We start from the raw sequence: 18534 nt of genomic DNA on the forward strand, positions 1-18534 counted from the left end.
TTATGTTCTTCTACAATGTTTAAGATGAGAGAACTCCTGTTACGTAAGAAACAGAAAGAGCTAAGTGAATATAAAGCGATGTACATAATTAAAGATTATTTTTCACTTTTTCACCAAGCATTACACAAAAACACCCAAGAGTTATCAAAGGTTCTCCTTCGTCTGTTTAACCTCCTACAGCGCAACGGACGAAAATCTCATCGATACGAGAAAAAGACAGTCTTTGATATTTTGGGTGTTGTTTATGAGTATACCACTTCTACTCATCAGGTAGCATAGTAAAAAATTTGAAACCCGTCAGGGTTTATTTGATATGCCTGCTTTTATAACATCTATAAAAGATAATAAAAACTATATGGAAAGACCGAATTTTATATAAAAATATATCTTAAGTTGATGGATGTGGGGTACCGCCACATGCCCACCAACCTAGCAGATGAGCTTGCCCCAAAAATGATATAAACGAATTTTATTATTATAGAATACATAAAACAATAAACATATACTTCATATTTATTTTTGTTGTGGACGATAAAAAGCATCTACCAATTGATTATACTCGCTTCTTGAGATTTCTTTATTATACAGTTTAATTAGTAACTCTTTATGCGCTTTCGAAAACGCTATTTTATCAATAAATTTTGGATACATACGATCATTTTCTCCCCATCTGATAAATTATTCTGTTGCATTTCGTCTATTTCCCCTGAATATTTTTTTAAAAAAACCAACAATGTTTTATGAAATATTACATATCGAAATGATTGGACATTTTGTAAGTGCTTACTATTACGAAAATGACAACAACTCTTCATTTCTCCTATGAAGAGGGTGAAGCAAAAACATAAAACCATTATATTTAAAGTTTAATCTACATGAATCGACATGAAAAGACTTTTTTAGCCGAAATTATAAATAATTTTATGTAATTTTACATATACAAAGAAAGTAAAAAAGTATTTAAAATACCATTATATTATAATGACAGAATTTGAAACTATTTAACCGAAAATGAGTATGGTGAACTTTTATTAATAAATTTAAATATAAAAATAATTAAATATATAGAAATCATAAGGCTGCAAGGCGATTCTTTAAGAAAGCTTTGCGGTCTTTTCATGTCTCTAATACCCGGGTGATTATAGTTGATAAAAATCCAGCACTTTTTCCTTTTTTGTAAAAATGCGTTAAAAAGTGAGGTTTGATTTGAAAACGGCTTTCCAAATCGGCTTATTTTGCGTTTTGATGAAGAAGTTAATACAATAGGTCTTATTCATAATAAAAACGCATGTAAAGATAGATACAGGCTTTACATGTGTTTTTAGGGAAAATGAAAAGGGTACTCATTATTTATGACTTAAATTCTTTCTCTACGAACTGGCGAATTGCTTCATCTCGATTCTTCAGCCTATTTTCATGCCAATAATTTTCTATTTGTTCCACTTGTTCTTTTGTAAATGTAACTAAATTTTCATGTATGGGGAAAGCTTGTTATAATAGTGGAGAATAACTTGGGTACAATTGATAATGAAATGGGGAAAGACGCTAGATGAAAGCAACCGGAGTGACTAGAAAAGTAGATGATTTAGGGCGTGTGGTAATTCCAAAGGAACTTAGAAATACGCTAGGTATTAAAGAAAAATCACCATTAGAAATCTTTGTAGAAGGTGAAGACATTGTTTTACAGAAATATCAGCCCGGTGGTGTTTGTGCATTAACAGGAGAGGTATCAAATCATAACATATCATTAGCAAACGGTAAGATAACATTAAGTCCAGAAGGTGCAGAACTATTAATGAAAGAAGTAGAACAGTACCTTGTAAAATAAGTGGCTCCTTTCAAGGGACTTTTATTAAAATTAATATAGTAATTTCGTGTATCGTAATATTTATAAAAATATTTACCAAAAATAGAATCAATTTCATTCCTTTTTGTAAAAATTTAGTTAGTTTATATTTTCGTATCGGTTTTAGAAAAATAAAAGCTGGCAGAATTTATCGCATTCTCTGAACGAAAATTACATGAGAAACATATGTGAAAAGGAAAAAATAATAAACAGGCTAGTTAGTCCATTATAAGGGCTAACTGGCCTGTTTATTTACTAAAGTGAACCTTGATAAATGAAATAAATCTCGGCTGCCCCCCCCCACTAATCACTCTCACCTGAATACACTTTTAAGTGTTCCATTGCTATAGACATGGCATGTTTTTCTGTATCAATTAACGATAACCCCTGCTTAATAGGGGCCCAATACTCATATCCGTAATCCTCAAACCACGCAAAAACTTCTGTAGTGTAAAAACCATCATTTCGTTTGATAACTTGAACTTTGTATCTTTTACTTGTGGAAATAATCTCTTTAATAATTTCTTCCATTGTCTATCTCCCTCTACCTTTTATCCAGAGTGTACCACATCAAGAATATAGATGATGAAAGGTATTTTGATTGCATAAGGTATTCTTATTAAGCTTACATAATAGATCATTATCAGCATCAATATATCTAGAAACAAAAAAATTCTTTGTATGTTGGCTGTTAAATACGGTCTTTTCCAAAACCAATCATGATTTCACCTTCATGGTAACATTTTATAACAAAATTATTTGGACAAAAAAGATAAGTGTCGCTACCAACCGCCGTTACATCATCAATATTACGTAATACATCGTGTAAATTCGCATAGAGAGCAGGAATAGGTCCAGTACTCCATAAGATATAGACTTTACTTTCAAATGGGATAAGATGAGATATTTGATCGATGGAGTCAATGGTATGTTTAAAGGCAACCTTATTCCAATTAATTCGTCCCCACCATTCAAAAGGGTAAGAGTCATTTAATAATTTGTATATTTCTGATCCTCTTTCAGGAGATAATTCTTTAGTTTCCGTACCTAACACGCAGACGCATTCGTCATATAAAGCACCATAAGTAGGTTTGTGCTTTTTTCTATTTGCTTCAAGAAGTTCTAAGAGTCTTTGAGACCTGTTGTTTTTATTCATCATTTAGCACACCATAAGGTAAATGAAAACACATAATAAAATCTTTATAAATAGATAAAAACTCTTTTATTTCTTGGCTAATATCTTCTAGATTCCCATATATATTATCTTCGGCTAAATTTATTTCCTCATTAAAATTATACAGCTGTTTATCTACATTATCGAACCCTTTACAGCAATTATTATGTATCAAATTAGATATAAAAGGTTTTATTTTCAGTACATTTTCTTCATTTATAATAAATTTCTCCCATAACAGTCCCAGTATAATTTTCACCGGTAATTTTTCATCATATCTTCCCTTTATGTTTTTTAATTTAGATGCAATATCGACCAATTTATCATTACTGGATAAAGAAACGTCTATAATTTCATTCACAGGACTATCTAGTGTTTCAATAGTATGATCAGCCCAATTAATTACATCATTTTTTGAAAATAAACCAATTTGTAATCCTATTCTAAAAACCTCAGCCATTTCTTTTGTTTTAACCATATATATGACTCCTTAGATTTTTAGATAAGCATACACCACTTGGACATTTTTTATAAGAGCCTAATAAAAAATTATCTTGGATGCAAGAGGATTTTTTTATTGGGAATAGTAAGGATGAGGGGAGGTGCATTACATATGGGAAAAGGTAGAAGTAATAATGCTGGTAAAAAACAACCGAATTTCGATGATTCGTCTAATTTCGCTAAACAAAGCCAACCGACAGAAAAGAAGAAGAAATAAGAAAAGGAGCTCTCTTTATCAAGAGAGCTCCTTTTTAACGCATTATTCGAAAGAAGTCTCCTTCCTCAAGCGCGTGAAGGACGATAGTCTGGCGGTAGGTGGGAGATGAATTTCGGTTTGGCGTAGCCAAATATTTGGTTTTCCTATTTATTTCGGCTCTGATATAATCAGTCTTATAAAAGGTAAAGTTTGGTATAACAATGAAATTAGATAATCATGTAGTGTTCAGGCTGTGTTATCAACGTCATAGCTTATGGGAAATGAAGGCGAAAAGTGAGGTGAACTGATATGACAAAGCAGAATAAGGCGTACAAATTTCGTCTGTATCCAACAGAAGAACAAGCACATCTGATCTGTAAAACTTTCGGGTGTGTACGATTTGTGTATAATAAAATGCTGGCTGAGCGGCAAGAAATATACGAAACATACAAAGAGAACAAGGAAGAACTGAAGAAACAAAAATTCCATACTCCTGCGAAATACAAAGTGGAGTATGAATGGTTGAAAGAAGTCGATTCATTAGAATTGGCCAACGCTCAATTAAACTTGCAAACTGCGTATAAGAATTTTTTTAGTGGTCAAAGTGAGTTTCCTACATTCAAAAGTAGAAAAAGTAGAAAATCTTATACAACGAATCGAGTAAACGGAAATATTATGTTATTTCATGGTTATATCAAATTACTGAAATTGAAAATGGTGAAATTGAAGCAACATAGAGAGATACCACAAAACCATACCATCAAATCGTGCACGATTTCGATGACACCAACTGGTAAGTATTACGTGTCTATTTTGACCGAATATGAAAAAGAAATCGCTCAAAAAGAAGTAGAACGTGTAGTTGGATTAGACTTCGCAATGGCTGAATTGTACGTGAGTAGCGAAGATGAGAAAGCCAATTATCCTCGCTTTTATCGTCAGATGTTAGACAAATTAGCAAAGGCACAACGAGTATTAGCAAGACGTGTGGAAGATTCAGCGCGCTGGAATCAACAACGCATTCGTGTAGCGAAGTTACATGAAAAGGTCGCAAATCAACGAAAAAATTTCCTTCATCATAAGTCTAAAGAATTGGCTACTCATTTTGACGTTGTAGCAATCGAAGACTTACATATGAAAGGAATGTCACAAGCGCTTCGCTTTGGTAAGAGTGTAGCGGATAACGGTTGGAGGATGTTCACGACATTTTTATCATATAAGCTACAAGACCAAGGAAAACAACTTGTAAAAATAGATAAGTGGTTTCCTTCTACAAAGATGTGTAGTCATTGTGGAAACAGAAAAGATATGTCACTATCTGAACGCATGTATGAGTGTTCGTGTGGACTAACAATAAGTCGTGACTATAACGCAGCTATCAATATCAAAAAGGAAGCGATCCGCTTATTAGCGTTGGCATAAATAGTAACAAAATAACCTTTGGAACAAGGGAGTTAGTTCGGCTGTTTTAAGACAAATTTGTTAGCTATCAAAAGTAACGACTAACCGAGAAGCCCCCACTTCAAGTAAGCTCGTAAGAGATACTAAGTGGTGGGTAGTTCACAAATATGCTATATTATCAGCTGCATGTCCTATACGAAAAATCTCCGTAAGCATATATTAATTTAGGTAAAAGCTAGTTTTTTACTTAAAATATGTTTTTAAAAGGGTGATAAAATGCATAATCAAAAAAAACAAGACAGGTGCTTCCAGTGCGACTTTCTCTACATTGGCGATAGCTTCGACGACACTGTGAAGACTTTCGACCCGAAAACAGGGAAGTTCCTTGGCACTTTTGTCGCACCAAATAGTGGAAACTTGCATGGTCCCCGGGGACTTATCTTTAACCATGTGGGCAATCTCCTTGTCACTAACCAGAACGTCGGGCAACCCGAGAATGGCGACGTATTGAAGTTAAATGGGCAAACCGGGGCGTTTCTGGGCGAACTCGTCCGTTCAGCTGAACCAGGCGCTCCATTGGCACCGCGCGGTATCTTACTCTCCAAACATAATGTCCTGTTTGTGGCGGATTTGGGTGACTTCGACTTCAACACGGGCATAGAAGTGCCTGGAGAAGTGCGGATGTACAATGGTTCCACTGGGATGTTTCTAGGCAACGTCGACCACCCCTGCTTCAACCCTTTCCACCCCCGCGGATTGGTCTTCGGTCCTGACGGCATGCTGTATGTCTCCGTCATTGACTTTTTAGATTCGAATAAAGGCTGGGTGCTGGGCTTCAACCTGAAATCAGGGGGATTCGATGTGTTTATTGTGAGTGATAACAAGAACAACCTCCATCGTCCCGAAGGTTTAGTCTTCGGTCCTGACGGCAACCTCTACGTCACTAGTTTTAAAAAACTTGATGACCCTAATGACACCGACAAAATTCTGATCTTCGATGGTGATACGGGCGAGTTTATCGACAAGATTGACCTCTATGCCCCGGGAAAACCACGTGCTTTCGCACAGGCACTCCTTTTTGGGCCGGATGGAAAATTGTTTGTCCCTATTACGGGCCCGTTTGACAATGCTACGGGGGCCCCTACAGGCGAATTTACCGGTTCAGTACGGCGTTATAATGTCCATAGCAAGAAGTTCAAGGAGGTGGTCCCTCCTTATAAAAAGGGCGGACCATTGGGAGTGCCGTGGTACCTGACGTTTGGCAATACAAATCCCGCAACACTAGCTTACCGGTGTGACCAGTAAGAGAGCAGCGACCATCATCATCATCCACCTCATGAGGAAAGTAGTAACGAGAGCAGTAGTTAATATTTGAATATATAAGGAAAGACCGCTTCTAGAGTTTAGAACGGTCTTTTTAAACCTTCTAAAAGGTTAGATTCACAATATCCTATGATTTGTTAAACGATATTCCACATTCAGCGAACGGGTGCTTATCTTGAATAAGATTTAAGCAATGATCTTCAACAATCGGGCGCTATTCTTTTATAGAGAAAGCATCTTTTTCTTGTATTTCAAGTGTTCTCATGGTTAAGTAATTTTTTGTATTCTACGATTGTTGAATAACTAGTGTATAAAAGAGACTCTCCTTGAATATAATAGAATCTAGATTAATTGATTTACAGAATAGGAGCGTGAAGAATAATGTTATTATCTGAGGCCAGAGAACAGTATCAATTAGATAAAAAAATTGAGGGATATTCACCTCTGACTTTAAAAACATCTTGTTTTCAATATAATCTCTTATTGCGTTATATTGGTGACATTAACATGAGTGAATTTACTACAGAAAAACTAAAGGGCTACTTAATTGAAGCAGGAGAACACTTAAAGCCATCTAGTTTAGGACATCGAGTTCGATGCATCAAATCACTTTTTAGATGGACACATGATGAAGGCTTTGTTCTTAAAAACCCTGCTGCTAAATTAAAAGAACCAAAGTTAGGCAAAAGAATCCCAAAATTCCTTTCAGAACTAGAGATTGAACATCTTAGGGAAGCATGTCATAACTCAATGGAGAATGCATTATTTGAATTTTTGTATTCTACTGGCTGCTGTATTGGGGAAGTCGTAAAACTGAATCGTGACGATATTAACTTCTCAACGAATTCTGTCATTGTACGTGGGAAAGGTGATAAAGAAAGGGAAGTATACTTTAATACTCGTTGTACCATTTGGTTAAAAAGGTATCTAGATGAAAGAAATGATGAGGAGCCTTGTTTGTTTATTACGGAAAGAAGGCCAAAAAGACGTATGAGTATTGATAACCTAAGATTTATTATCAAACGTATATCGAATCGTGGTGGGATTAAAAAGAGTATTCATCCTCATCAATTACGTCACAGCTATGCTACACATATGATTAACAACGGTGCGCCACTTGAAGTAATACAAAGCTTACTTGGTCATGAGAAGAGTGAAACCACGAGAATATATGCTCAGCTGAGCGGAAAGTTGAGACACGATTTTTATATTAAATATTTTTGAAAGCTACTGAAATTAATCTTTAATAAAAATCGAGGCGTGCATATATAAAGACATATCTATTTGAATAGGGCCATTTTCTGGAATAAAGCGATTGCTCAAATTACAGAATTTTGAAATAATTGTTATTAAGTTAAATGGCAGGATTTTAGAATATGACCGAAACATATTGTATATAAAAAAATTAACACTAGTTTCTTAATTCTTTTTATTGGGAGGAAGAGTCGGATGGAAATAAAATGGATAGGTGTTAGCGTCCTCACCGGATTCTTTCTACTGGAGCTTGGTGCAATGGCTGCGTTCAGTTACTGGGGTTATCATATCAAGACAGGGGCAGCGGTCAAAATTATACTCGCGGTTGCCACGCCACTAGTCATAGCCACTCTATGGGGTATGTTTCTCTCCCCGAAGGCGTCGCTCCCCATCTTCTCCTTCCCCATACGAACTACGCTTAAGCTGGTTGTGTTCATTGTTGCTTCCGCAGCTTTGTACGCAAGTGGGCAAAGCGCGTTCGCAGTTATTTTTCTGACGGTGTCCCTTCTTATCGTGGCAGCAGTCTTCATCTTGAAGCTTCATAAAGTAAATATGTGAAGTGGATTAGTCTAAAACCGAACTTCAATAATCGGGCGCTTTAATTGAGCAAGGATTACAAAAATCATCAAACTTTTTTATAAAAGGATGATTCAATTGAATATAGAAAAAGCGTGTTTTGATCAATCTTTTTTCAAAGCACGCTTTTTCTATTTGCTCTTTTATCAAGGTTTATTAGGTTAATTTAATCAAACTTTATTCAAAAGCTACAACAAAGCATATAAATTTCGTATCTATCCAACGAAGGAACAAAAAATATTAATTGTTAAAACCATTGGGTGCAATCGCTTTGTATTCAATTTCTTATTGAGCGAATGGGGCAGTTTATTTAAAGAAGTAAATCAAATCGTATAGGCTACAAAAAAGAAAGCAAACTAAAATCGTGGGTGCTGATGACGAAAAAACACAACTCCGCTATCTGTATATAGTGTATTTATTATAGTTGGCATCCTTGAAGGAATAACTAAATCAAGCTACAAGGGTGGTGAAAAAATGGCTAAAAATAAGAATAATCAATTGAAGAACAATAAAAATGCTGTACCAAAAGCAGATGTAGAATTTGCGGGAGAAAATGGACTTGAAAAAATCGCATTAAGAGCCCAAAAAAAATCAAAATAAGTAAACAATAGGGGGCAGTAAATCTGTCCCTTTGTTCCTCAAAATTAACATAGTTCTTCAAAAAAATAAGCATCTTTTGTTAGCATAAAACCAATGTATTGCAAAACCTGGAAAGTCCCCTCAGAAGTTCTGAAAGTACTTTCCATTCACATAATTAGTGTTATCGTAAGTCAATGTTATTGTTAGTTTGGATTCGACTTTTGTATAGTTGACGAAATTTGATGAAAGAGATAATTCTCCAAGGTAAGATATATCCCAGTGCTACAGTCATAAATAGTGCTGCTTCTGTTTCTGGACCTAGCCATTTTAAATAATCATGAAGTAAAAAACGGATAATAAGTACGATGAGAAAGGTAATAATAAAGCTCTTGTTTCTTACAGCATAAATATGCTGATCGAATCGGAGTTCATAGTGAGTGGTCCAAATAAGTGGAATTGACAAAAGAAATCCAAAGATAGCTGCACAAATCCATTCCCAGCCAGCGGCATGTGCTTTTGGATTTAAGATGATGTGAATGCAGGGGAGTAACAAAAATAGTATGGGTAAGAGAATGCGGGTTCCGTTTCCTTTAATAGGGCGGTACATTGCCAAAGTTCTACGCCATATGACTAACGCAGCAATTATGATCACAATAGAGTAAAACGAAGAAGAATCCATGATTTCACCTCGACACATAGAATATTTCAATTATATGGAAAGTACAGATGGTTGGATAGTGGTATTCATCCTGATTGGGGAAATATAACATTAATTTGTGATATCATATATAGGTATTTGCCAATACATACTATTGCAAGAGGTAAGCAAAGAGGCTTATCCCTTATGTATCAAGGATTACACCTTTTTTTCTTTTGAAAGATTTATAGAAAAAAACATACTTGTTTTATTAAGTATGCAGTCTCAGAATTGTCCTTATTTCCCATATAAAAATCGCATATTTGCTAGTTAGTTTAATACCTTTTGTAATGGAACAGCTGCAATCTAAAACTATGATTTGAGTACATGCAATATATACAATACCCCTGGCATATAGCTAAGAGCGTATAGCGCGCTTATAGCTAAACAACAAGTCCACTGCCAAAGTAGGGCTATTTTTTTCTGCCTTTTGTGGTAATATCGGTGTTGCCGTTTCACGCATTAGTTTATATTTAAGCTGTGCAGTGATAATAAAGCTGTTTAATTGTAAACGTAAAAGAGCGATATCCTAAAAACTACGATAGACGGTATAATAAAAGCAATATATATAGAAATACGTTTGCTTTCGAAAGGGAGTACATATATAAAACAATTCGATTTGGCAAGATTGAGTAATCATACACCGTTATGCCTCCTTTAACGAGAACGTCTGTTCTTATTGTGCGCGAATGTACGTTCTTTTATGAAGTGGTTTTTGTAAAAAAATAAAACTGACTCTAGTTAGCCAGTTTTTACATATCCCAAAAGTCGGTGGATTTAACATTGGGTTTTATTTGCCTAATAACTTTTAAAATCTTTTTCATTACAGTTGGACTAGGTATGTATTCTTTATCATTGCACGCCTTTGAAACTGTAGGACGACTTAATTTCGCGGTCTTTTCTAAATCATTTTGGCTGAGGCCATTCCGATCTAAAAAATCACCTAATTTCGTTCGGTTTTTCCCTCCAAATTTCCAAAACACTTAAATCCCTCCTGAACCTATTTTCAACATTGTGGACATAAATGTAAAAAACTATTCGCATAGACGGCAAAAGTTTTTTACATAATGTACAAGCTGTCCACAATATGATGTATCAAAGCAGCTACCACGGTATTTATTAAGATAGAAGAATACGAGGTTACCAAAGTAAGTTGCGAATGATTACCACAGTATTTATCAAGATTTCTACCAAGGTAAAACTACCACGGTATTAAGTAGATGAAGCTATGTAATATCTACATTCTAAATTCTGTTTATAAAGGGGGTATTTAAATGCGTGCTAGGAAGGAAACAATTCCTTTTCGCGAGTTTATGGATCGGTCATACAAAGATAAAGAAAAGAAAATTCGTAAATACAATTCATTAAGTCCTTTCGCATTCCTTCATATGTCGGATCAGGTATTACATACTTACATTGCATTAGGAGTTATGGGAACGATTTTAATCGGAGCAGTCATGTTAGAAAAATACTTGGTGCGACATGACTATATATCAGCAGCTAAATTTGTAAGCGAAGGTATTTATCACGGCACGCGAATTAGTGGAGTTTGCTTGATTGGATATATATTTGTTCGTATCGTAATCATGTTTTAAGGAGGGAAGGGAGTAATGGGGATTATAAAGGAGTGGCTTCGTACGCAAAGGTTAAGGAATCAGCTTATGGAGGTGTTCGGAAAAGCAGGTCTATATACGGAACATCAAACGCGTGGGGGCAAAGTGCCTATTTATCCAAAGGTACATAATGTTTCTTCTTCAGCAGAAAGCGTGAGGTATGTTTTTACCATACCAAACGGATTAGATCCACAGAAGATTGAAAAGAAGTGGTTTTGTTTTCAGCAAATATTAGGACGGAATATTATGATTGAAGGGGATGTGAAAAAGTTTGTACTACATGTATTCCGTTCAGATGCTGGACTAAAACCATACAATTACTGTTATAAAGAATGGCAGCCATTATTAAAAGAATACCGTCTTCCTGTTGTGGTTGGCCGGGATCAATTCGGAAAAACGATTACGTACGATATGGTTGATTCCAATACACCACACTTATTAATAGCAGGGGAAACGGGAAGCGGGAAAAGTAGTATGGTACGTGTTGTACTATCCACACTCATTCAATATATGTCTCCTGATACGTTGCATTTGTATCTTGGAGATTTAAAAAACTCTGAATTTCATTTCTTGCGTAGAGTGAAGCATGTAAAAGAAGTTTGTATGGAAGAAATTGAAATGAAAATAATGCTTCAAAAGGTGTGGAAGGAAATTAGAGAACGAAGAAAACTTATGGAAGAATATGAAGTTGATCATATTGATGCGTACAACAAATTAAATCCTAATCATCAAAAACCATATATTCTACTTGCTATCGATGAAGTGGCTATGCTTAAAGATGAAAAAGAGTGTATGACTACGATTGAAAAGATTTCAGCAGTCGGCCGATCACTTGGAGTTTTTCTTATGCTTAGTATGCAGCGGCCAGATGCGAAAGTGTTAGATGGTAAGTTAAAGCTCAATATGACCGTAAGAATCGGCTTTAAATGTGATAGTGCGATTAATAGTAATATCATGGGTACTCCTGGTTCAGAGCATTTAGAGCAATCAGGCCAAATGATTTTAAAACGAAATGGATTAAAGAAAGTGCAAGCCCCTTATTTGGAATTAAGTAAGGCGAAACAGATTGTTGAAACATATCGCATGTCTAAAGAGGAGAAAATACCCCAGAATTCATCGCAAGAAGAAATTCCGTTATTTGGGGTGTTAGATGATGAAGAGTAGAGATAAAGGAATTTTGAATGATTTGAAGCGATTTAGATGCATGTCCCGTGACGATATTATTGACTTGCATTTTCAAGGCTTAAAGAATGCGGTAACTTGTTGTAATACGGTTATGAAACGATTAAGAAGAGACGGCTATGTTGATGCTAAGGTATTGCAGCACCCATACATTTATTTTCCGCAGCCAAGTTCTATCAGAAAGACAAGTCAAAAAATTCCTCATTTCCTTGGTATTGTGGACGTATACAAACAACTCGTTCATTATGAAAATCCTAAACTATTTGAAGTTGAACCAAAGTATGGGAAAGAATATATGGAGCCGGATGCTTTTACAATATGGCGTAGATCGCCATTCTTTATTGAATTTCAAAAGTCAGTGTACAGTAAAAAGATAATGCAAGATAAGATAAACAGATACGAGTTATACTTCCATAGCCAAGAATGGCACAATGAATCCTGGCAACCGAAAGGTTCTAAATTCTTTCCTTCAATCCTTATCATTACTGACAAACATTACGACGTTCAATCTCCTTATTTACGTATATTCCAGGCGAATTCTATAGAAAGTTTTATGAATAATTTAGCGGTGAAATCATAAAGAAAGCCTGCATAGTGCAGAGCTTTTTTCTTTTCAATAATATATTAAGTCATGTGTGATGATGATTGTTAGAATGCAGTAAATGAGCAAAGTAAATTTAAAGTAAGTTATGAACTAGTAATAAAGTATATTAAAAAGATAGGATAAAACTTCTTATAGAATGATATCTCCATAATTAATAACTTGTATGATAACCTCTCGATTATCACTATATCCATTCATATCTACAACTTGTCCCACATATTCGTTTGTACCAATATCTTTTTAAAGTGCTCTAAAAATGCACTTTATCTTTTCTTTATTTTATCTTTATCTTATCTTTAAATTTCTATATTAAACTTTAAACCTAAAAGAAATAAATTTGAGTCTGAAAGGGGTAGAGAAATAGATGATTATTATATATTTTGTAAATAACCAACCGCCATTGAAAAATTGAATTTCTTATACGAGGAGAAATATATGAAGGATATGAGTAAAAAACAAATTATTAAAGTATTCCTTATTAGTATTTTAGGTTTAGGAACAATGCTTGGAATACTATATATTAATCATAAAACTAATGTTCAACAAAATAAAGCGCTCGCTACCGAAAAACGTGTATTGCAATATGAACCTACCTTGAAAAAAGAATTAGAAAAATATAATTTAGGAGGGAAAACAGCAGTTTTATTAGGAATTATGTACCAAGAGAGTAGAGGTGAGGGAAACGACCCTATGCAGTCATCTGAATCACTTGGATTAAAGCCAAATGAAATTCAAGAGACAAGCTTGAGCATTGAACAAGGGGTAAAACACTTTGCTAAAATGTACAAATATGGAACGGAAAAAGATGTTAGCATGGATGCAATTATTCAAAGCTATAATATGGGACCAGGGTATATTGATTTTATTGCCAGTCAAGAAGTTAAACAACACTCGGAAGATTCGGCTAAAAAGTTTTCTAAGATGAAAGTTGATCAAAATCCAGCGATGTACACTTGTGGTGGAAATAAAAATAATTTTAGGTATCCATATTGTTATGGTGATTTCACATATGCCACAAAGGTGAATGAAAAAACAAAACTTATTGAAGAACTTCTTCGAAATGTACATAACTCTTCTAAATAAGCTGCAGAATGAAATATAATGATACCGTCAGTTATCAGCAATAAAATATTAGAATATAACTTATATTTTAGGTAATTATATTTATCAATGTGACGGTATCCTATATGAAAAATCTCGATCTTATTTCTATAGGATGAAATAAGATCGAGACTCTTTTGTTGTTTACTTGATGGATAATGGAATGGTAACCAAAAATTGTACGCCTTGTTTGGTATTATTCATAGAATACGTGATAGAAAGAGATTCGAAAATTTGTTTTACAATATATAATCCTAAGCCACTCCCTCCAGTATTTCGATTTCTTGACTTTTCGATTCGATAAAAGGGTTCGAATATATGTTGTATATTCTCTTCTTTAATTTCGACACCTGTATTAAGGACTTGCATTTCGATATAGTTTTGCTTAGATTTTTGGCTTAACTTTATATAGACCTTTTCGTTAAGTGGTGAATACATAATTGCATTATGAATGATGTTTTTACAAGCTTTTTCTAAAAGAACACAATCCGTATAAACAAAAATGTCAGAATCGACTTCTTTTATTATTTGAATGTCTTTTTGAGAAGCAAAAAATTCGAGGTCTTTTGTGATTGTACCTATTAACTTCGAAAGATTTACTTCTTCTACTTGTGGTTTAAAGGTATGTTGTTCTAGTTTTGATGTGCTTAAAATTTCGCGAACCAGTTGTTCCATACTTCCAATTATTTGATGATTTTTCTTTAAATATTGGTCACGATTTTGATAAGGGCCGATATTATATATCATCCCCTCTAAGTAACCTTTCATAACAGTAAGAGGAGTTTTTAATTCATGTGCTACAATAGCAAAGAATTCCCTTCGCTTTGCCTCTATTTCTCTTTCTTTTTCAATATCGCTTTTCAATTGATGATTCGCTTTTTGTAAATCAAAAATTGCCTGTTGTAAATTTATGGACATATCATTCAAGCTATTGGACAATTCCCCTAATTCATCCATAGAACGAACCTCAATTTTTTCGGAGAAATCCAAGTTTGCCATCTTTTGTGCACCTTCATTAATATAAATAAGTGGTTTAGTAATAAATCTTGAATAGAGATAAGCACTTCCTAAACCAATAACCAGTACAATGATACTAATATAGGGTAGAAAACGTACCAAGACCTGTGAAGCTTCATCGATCGGTTGAAATGTTGCGAACACCACAAGCGTTAAGTTAACATCTTGGAATTGTATTGGCTTGGTAGCCTCATATGAATTACGAGATTGAGCCAAACCCTTTATTGGTACTGTTGTAACAAAACCTTTTGCTGGAGTACCCCCCTGAACAGTACTCCCCTGAACAGTACCCCCTTGAATAGTACTTTGAAGAAAAGGATAATAAATAACCCTTCCCTCATTATCTTGAAGATATATCACTGCATTATTTTTTTGTGCGTATTCATCAACAAGTGGTGTTGCATTTTGAAGCGTAAGATCTTTAGATTTATCAATTATTTCTTCGATTCCCGTTTGAAGCTGATCTGTTTTGTATTTCTCATAAAATTTAGGGAGAAAGAAGTATAAAGTTACATAAATTAAGGTTGCAAAGGCTAACAAAATGAGGGATGTAGTCATAAAGAGTTTATAGGTAATTCTCTTCATCTTCATGATCTTTACAATCCTATTCATCGATTTTATAACCAATGCCCTTTACTGTTTTAATGTAGGGTATATCTAATTTTTTTCGTATGTTTTTCATATGCGTATCAATCATTCGTGTGTCTCCGGCATACTCATATCCCCAAATTTTTTCTACGATATTTTCTCTTGTGAGTACCTTTTTTTCATTTTGAAGTAGTAGTTGCAAAATTTCGAATTCTTTTGTCGTTAGGGGAACCTCAACTTTATTTACATATACTTTATATGCATCGCCATCGACATGTAGTTCTCTAAATACAAAATGATTATCCGTACTTTGATTATTACTTCTTCTCAGTACTGCTTCGACTCGTCTCATCAAAACATGAAAAGAAAAAGGTTTCGTAATATAATCATCGATTCCAAGATCAAATCCTTTCATTTGATCTTGTTCTTCTTCTAGCGCAGTTAGCATAATAATTGGTATATTTGACTGACTTCGAATCATTTTGGCAACTTCAAATCCATTCAGGTTTGGCATCATCACATCTAGAAGAATTAAATCGAAGGACTGCTTATTAAATTGTTTCATGCCCTCTAATCCATCTGATGCAACTATAACTTTATATTGTTGTGTCATTAAAAATTGTTTGATTAATTCTTGTATTTCTTGATCATCTTCTACCACCAGAATGTGATAGTTCTTCATAATATCACCTCTTGTAGTCATTATAACCTTCCAATCTGGAGTTGATGTGGAGACGTATTAGAAACACGATAAAAACTTCACAAGAAAACTACATGTATTTCAAATCAGCTCCAGATGCATGAGATAGGTTATATACATAACAAGACAGAGGGAGGTAATCAAGATGTCACTGGAAGCAAACATCATTCTTTCTTTATTAGATGTACAACTGTGGATGGCCACTCATTCGAATAATGGTCGCATAAAAGAGAAAAAACAAAAATTGAAATTAGCGCCGTGCTTAAATAAATACACAAGTGTAAATAAAAGAAAACTATATAAGTCTAGTGAACAAAAATAGAGAGGATCAAATTGATTCTTTTTTTTGCATTCAATAACTAGGTACTGAAAATCTTTACTATAACTCTAGATTAACTCCATATAGAATACAGATTAGGTTTGTATGCTACATGTATCAAATAGAAAGGAATGATACATGATGTTGACGACATACACAATCTATCAATTTTTATCCCTTCCTTCTTATTTACACGCAAACCTATTACCATCCATTCTCACGAGAATGCTAGGCTCTAAGTTTATAACAAAAGAGTAAAGAATCTAATTGAGGTTATGATTCCTTCTTGCTGCTTTGTGCCAATACCCGTATAACATGCTATGTACATTGAATAATTGATTTGATGAGAGCCGAATAGGCTCTTTTTTTTAGAGATCAGCTCGAGGTGGGTTTGAATATCGTCATACATGTATTTATGGAAAAATTCAAATATAATGTTACCCCTACGAAAAAACAGTTGATTTATATCTGAACCATGCCTAAAGGTGAAATTTTTTTTGAAATGGTGATTCCTAAATGTCACATTCATACATCGTAATTCAAATGTGAAGATAAAAATATTCAATTGAAATTAAAGGAGAAAGGGATGTTCACAATGGGACATTATGATACAAATCAAACAGAAAACAATAGGAATAAAGCCTATAAAAAAACAGGGTATTTTTTCACAGGAATAATTGGTGCAATGATTGGTGTAATTACCATTGGATTGACCATCCCTTATATAAATGAAATCAAAGGAAATGCAGACCAATCTCCTAAACATAACGAAGTAAATCAGGTTACGCCGACCTCTTACAAACCAGAAGATGTGAGCAACCTTCAAAATATGATTGAATCTGCAAAAGAAGTTGTCGTAGGTGTCATTAACTATAAACAAAATACAGATGCATTTAATACGCAAGATCAATCAGAAGAAGCAGGTTCGGGATCAGGGGTCATATATAAAAAAAACGGTAATAAGGCTTTCATTGTTACAAATAATCATGTGATAGACGGTGCGAATAATGTAGAAGTGAAATTGAATAATGGTAAAAAGGTTCCCGCTAAAGTAGTAGGGACAGATCCATTATTAGATTTAGCGGTATTAGAAATTGACGGGACAGATGTAAAAAGAGTGGCAACACTTGGAGACTCAGAAAAAATTCGTACAGGGGAAACGGTAATAGCCATTGGGAATCCATTGGGGCTAGAAGGTACTGTAACAAAGGGGATTATTAGTAGCAAGGAACGAGAAATACCTGTTAGTACACTTGGAAATCAACAAGTGGATTGGCAAGCACAGGTAATTCAAACAGATGCAGCTATTAATCCTGGGAATAGTGGAGGAGCTTTATTTAATGAACAGGGTGAAGTCATTGGAATTAATTCGAGTAAAATTGCACAACAAGCTGTTGAAGGAATTGGATTTGCAATCCCGATTCATATAGCCAAAACAATCCTAGGGTCTCTTGAAAAAGAGGGAACAGTTAAACGTCCAATGATGGGTGTACAGTTATTAGATGTAGAGAAAATGACAGATTCTGCACGTAATCAATTAAAATTACCAAAAGAGATATCAAATGCTGCCGTGTTGGGGAATATCTCAAATCAATCACCAGCAGAAAAGGGCGGCTTACAACAGTATGATGTTGTGATTGCATTGGATGAACAAAAAATAGAAAATGTCGTTCAATTCCGTAAATATTTATATGAAAAGAAAAAATTGGGAGATACAATTAAAGTAACCGTTTATCGAAATGGTGAAAAACTAACAAAAACCGTGAAATTAATGGAACAAACACGTACCGCTTAACAGCCACCTTTCGGTGGTTTTTTCTATTTTACTAGTTTTATATGTACGATCATTCCATTCGTCCTCAC

General features: G+C 34.4%; 19 protein-coding genes and 3 pseudogenes. 15 read left to right on the plus strand and 7 right to left on the minus strand.

Translation table 11 applies throughout. The features are described 5' to 3' along the window. From JDS80_RS24395 to JDS80_RS24405, 3 genes and pseudogenes are all read left to right on the plus strand, one after another. A pseudogene (locus JDS80_RS24395) lies at positions 1–279 on the plus strand (IS4 family transposase); the annotation flags it as partial. A gap of 787 nt (positions 280–1066) precedes the next feature. After that, a pseudogene (locus JDS80_RS24400) lies at positions 1067–1162 on the plus strand (IS6 family transposase); the annotation flags it as partial. A 387-nt stretch (positions 1163–1549) separates the two neighbouring features. Then, entirely contained in the window at positions 1550–1828 is a 279-nt protein-coding gene (locus tag JDS80_RS24405) for an AbrB/MazE/SpoVT family DNA-binding domain-containing protein (protein ID WP_071746668.1), read from the plus strand. Positions 1829–2149: 321 nt separating this feature from the next. Here JDS80_RS24405 and JDS80_RS24410 read toward each other — a convergent pair whose 3' ends face one another. The 3 genes from JDS80_RS24410 to JDS80_RS24420 form a co-directional block, all read right to left on the minus strand. After that, a complete protein-coding gene (locus JDS80_RS24410) occupies positions 2150–2377 on the minus strand; it encodes a hypothetical protein (protein ID WP_071746669.1) in 228 nt (75 codons plus the stop codon). A gap of 160 nt (positions 2378–2537) precedes the next feature. Beyond that, complete coding sequence (locus tag JDS80_RS24415) at positions 2538–3005, minus strand: CDI toxin immunity protein (RefSeq protein WP_199640172.1); 468 nt, start codon at positions 3003–3005, stop codon at positions 2538–2540. Beyond that, on the minus strand, positions 2995–3498 hold the full coding sequence (locus tag JDS80_RS24420; RefSeq protein ID WP_199640173.1) for a hypothetical protein: 504 nt from the start codon (positions 3496–3498) through the stop codon (positions 2995–2997). The genes JDS80_RS24415 and JDS80_RS24420 overlap by 11 nt, the downstream gene beginning before the upstream one ends. A gap of 528 nt (positions 3499–4026) precedes the next feature. Between JDS80_RS24420 and JDS80_RS24425 the strand changes: the two genes are divergently transcribed. The 6 genes and pseudogenes from JDS80_RS24425 to JDS80_RS31970 all read left to right on the plus strand — a co-directional run bounded on the left by JDS80_RS24425 (position 4027) and on the right by JDS80_RS31970 (position 8871). Next, positions 4027–5139, plus strand: a complete 1113-nt coding sequence (locus tag JDS80_RS24425) for an RNA-guided endonuclease TnpB family protein (protein WP_199640174.1) — start codon at positions 4027–4029, stop codon at positions 5137–5139. A 255-nt stretch (positions 5140–5394) separates the two neighbouring features. Next, positions 5395–6423, plus strand: coding sequence for a Vgb family protein (locus JDS80_RS24430; protein WP_199640175.1), 1029 nt, complete (start codon positions 5395–5397; stop codon positions 6421–6423). 399 nt (positions 6424–6822) lie between these two features. Next, on the plus strand, positions 6823–7665 hold the full coding sequence (locus JDS80_RS24435; RefSeq protein WP_199640176.1) for a tyrosine-type recombinase/integrase: 843 nt from the start codon (positions 6823–6825) through the stop codon (positions 7663–7665). A gap of 225 nt (positions 7666–7890) precedes the next feature. After that, the gene (locus JDS80_RS24440; protein ID WP_071746675.1) at positions 7891–8253 is read left to right on the plus strand and encodes a YrdB family protein; all 363 of its coding nucleotides are present in this window, start codon (positions 7891–7893) and stop codon (positions 8251–8253) included. A 210-nt stretch (positions 8254–8463) separates the two neighbouring features. Further along, a pseudogene (locus JDS80_RS24445) lies at positions 8464–8598 on the plus strand (helix-turn-helix domain-containing protein); the annotation flags it as partial. Between the two features lie 147 nt (positions 8599–8745). Then, positions 8746–8871, plus strand: a complete 126-nt coding sequence (locus tag JDS80_RS31970; protein WP_001107285.1) for a hypothetical protein — start codon at positions 8746–8748, stop codon at positions 8869–8871. A gap of 160 nt (positions 8872–9031) precedes the next feature. Here the strand turns inward: JDS80_RS31970 and JDS80_RS24450 are convergent, their stop codons facing one another. Further along, the gene (locus JDS80_RS24450) at positions 9032–9529 is read right to left on the minus strand and encodes a CcdC protein domain-containing protein (protein WP_071746676.1); all 498 of its coding nucleotides are present in this window, start codon (positions 9527–9529) and stop codon (positions 9032–9034) included. A 770-nt stretch (positions 9530–10299) separates the two neighbouring features. Further along, on the minus strand, positions 10300–10530 hold the full coding sequence (locus JDS80_RS24455) for a helix-turn-helix domain-containing protein (RefSeq protein ID WP_071746677.1): 231 nt from the start codon (positions 10528–10530) through the stop codon (positions 10300–10302). 291 nt (positions 10531–10821) lie between these two features. Here JDS80_RS24455 and JDS80_RS24460 point away from each other — a divergent pair, with 291 nt between their 5' ends. The 4 genes from JDS80_RS24460 (at position 10822) to JDS80_RS24475 (ending at position 14029) form a co-directional block, all read left to right on the plus strand. Beyond that, positions 10822–11142 (plus strand): hypothetical protein, encoded by a 321-nt coding sequence (locus JDS80_RS24460; protein ID WP_071746678.1) that lies wholly within the window; start codon positions 10822–10824, stop codon positions 11140–11142. A gap of 15 nt (positions 11143–11157) precedes the next feature. Next, a complete protein-coding gene (locus tag JDS80_RS24465) occupies positions 11158–12324 on the plus strand; it encodes an FtsK/SpoIIIE domain-containing protein (protein WP_098889906.1) in 1167 nt (388 codons plus the stop codon). A 22-nt stretch (positions 12325–12346) separates the two neighbouring features. After that, positions 12347–12922 (plus strand): replication-relaxation family protein, encoded by a 576-nt coding sequence (locus tag JDS80_RS24470; RefSeq protein WP_098889910.1) that lies wholly within the window; start codon positions 12347–12349, stop codon positions 12920–12922. A 459-nt stretch (positions 12923–13381) separates the two neighbouring features. Then, on the plus strand, positions 13382–14029 hold the full coding sequence (locus JDS80_RS24475; protein WP_098889905.1) for a lysozyme family protein: 648 nt from the start codon (positions 13382–13384) through the stop codon (positions 14027–14029). A 162-nt stretch (positions 14030–14191) separates the two neighbouring features. Here the strand turns inward: JDS80_RS24475 and JDS80_RS24480 are convergent, their stop codons facing one another. Then, on the minus strand, positions 14192–15655 hold the full coding sequence (locus JDS80_RS24480; protein WP_098889909.1) for a sensor histidine kinase: 1464 nt from the start codon (positions 15653–15655) through the stop codon (positions 14192–14194). Positions 15656–15668: 13 nt separating this feature from the next. Beyond that, positions 15669–16334, minus strand: a complete 666-nt coding sequence (locus JDS80_RS24485; protein WP_002150943.1) for a response regulator transcription factor — start codon at positions 16332–16334, stop codon at positions 15669–15671. Positions 16335–16497: 163 nt separating this feature from the next. Here JDS80_RS24485 and JDS80_RS24490 point away from each other — a divergent pair, with 163 nt between their 5' ends. Continuing rightward, positions 16498–16674, plus strand: a complete 177-nt coding sequence (locus JDS80_RS24490; RefSeq protein WP_002150942.1) for a hypothetical protein — start codon at positions 16498–16500, stop codon at positions 16672–16674. 583 nt (positions 16675–17257) lie between these two features. Then, the gene (locus JDS80_RS24495; protein WP_071746682.1) at positions 17258–18466 is read left to right on the plus strand and encodes a S1C family serine protease; all 1209 of its coding nucleotides are present in this window, start codon (positions 17258–17260) and stop codon (positions 18464–18466) included. The last annotated feature ends 68 nt before the right edge of the window (positions 18467–18534 follow it).

It is taken from the genome of Bacillus cereus group sp. N8 (genome assembly GCF_016483685.1).
In the GTDB taxonomy this organism is placed as follows: Bacteria; Bacillota; Bacilli; order Bacillales; family Bacillaceae_G; genus Bacillus_A; species Bacillus_A proteolyticus.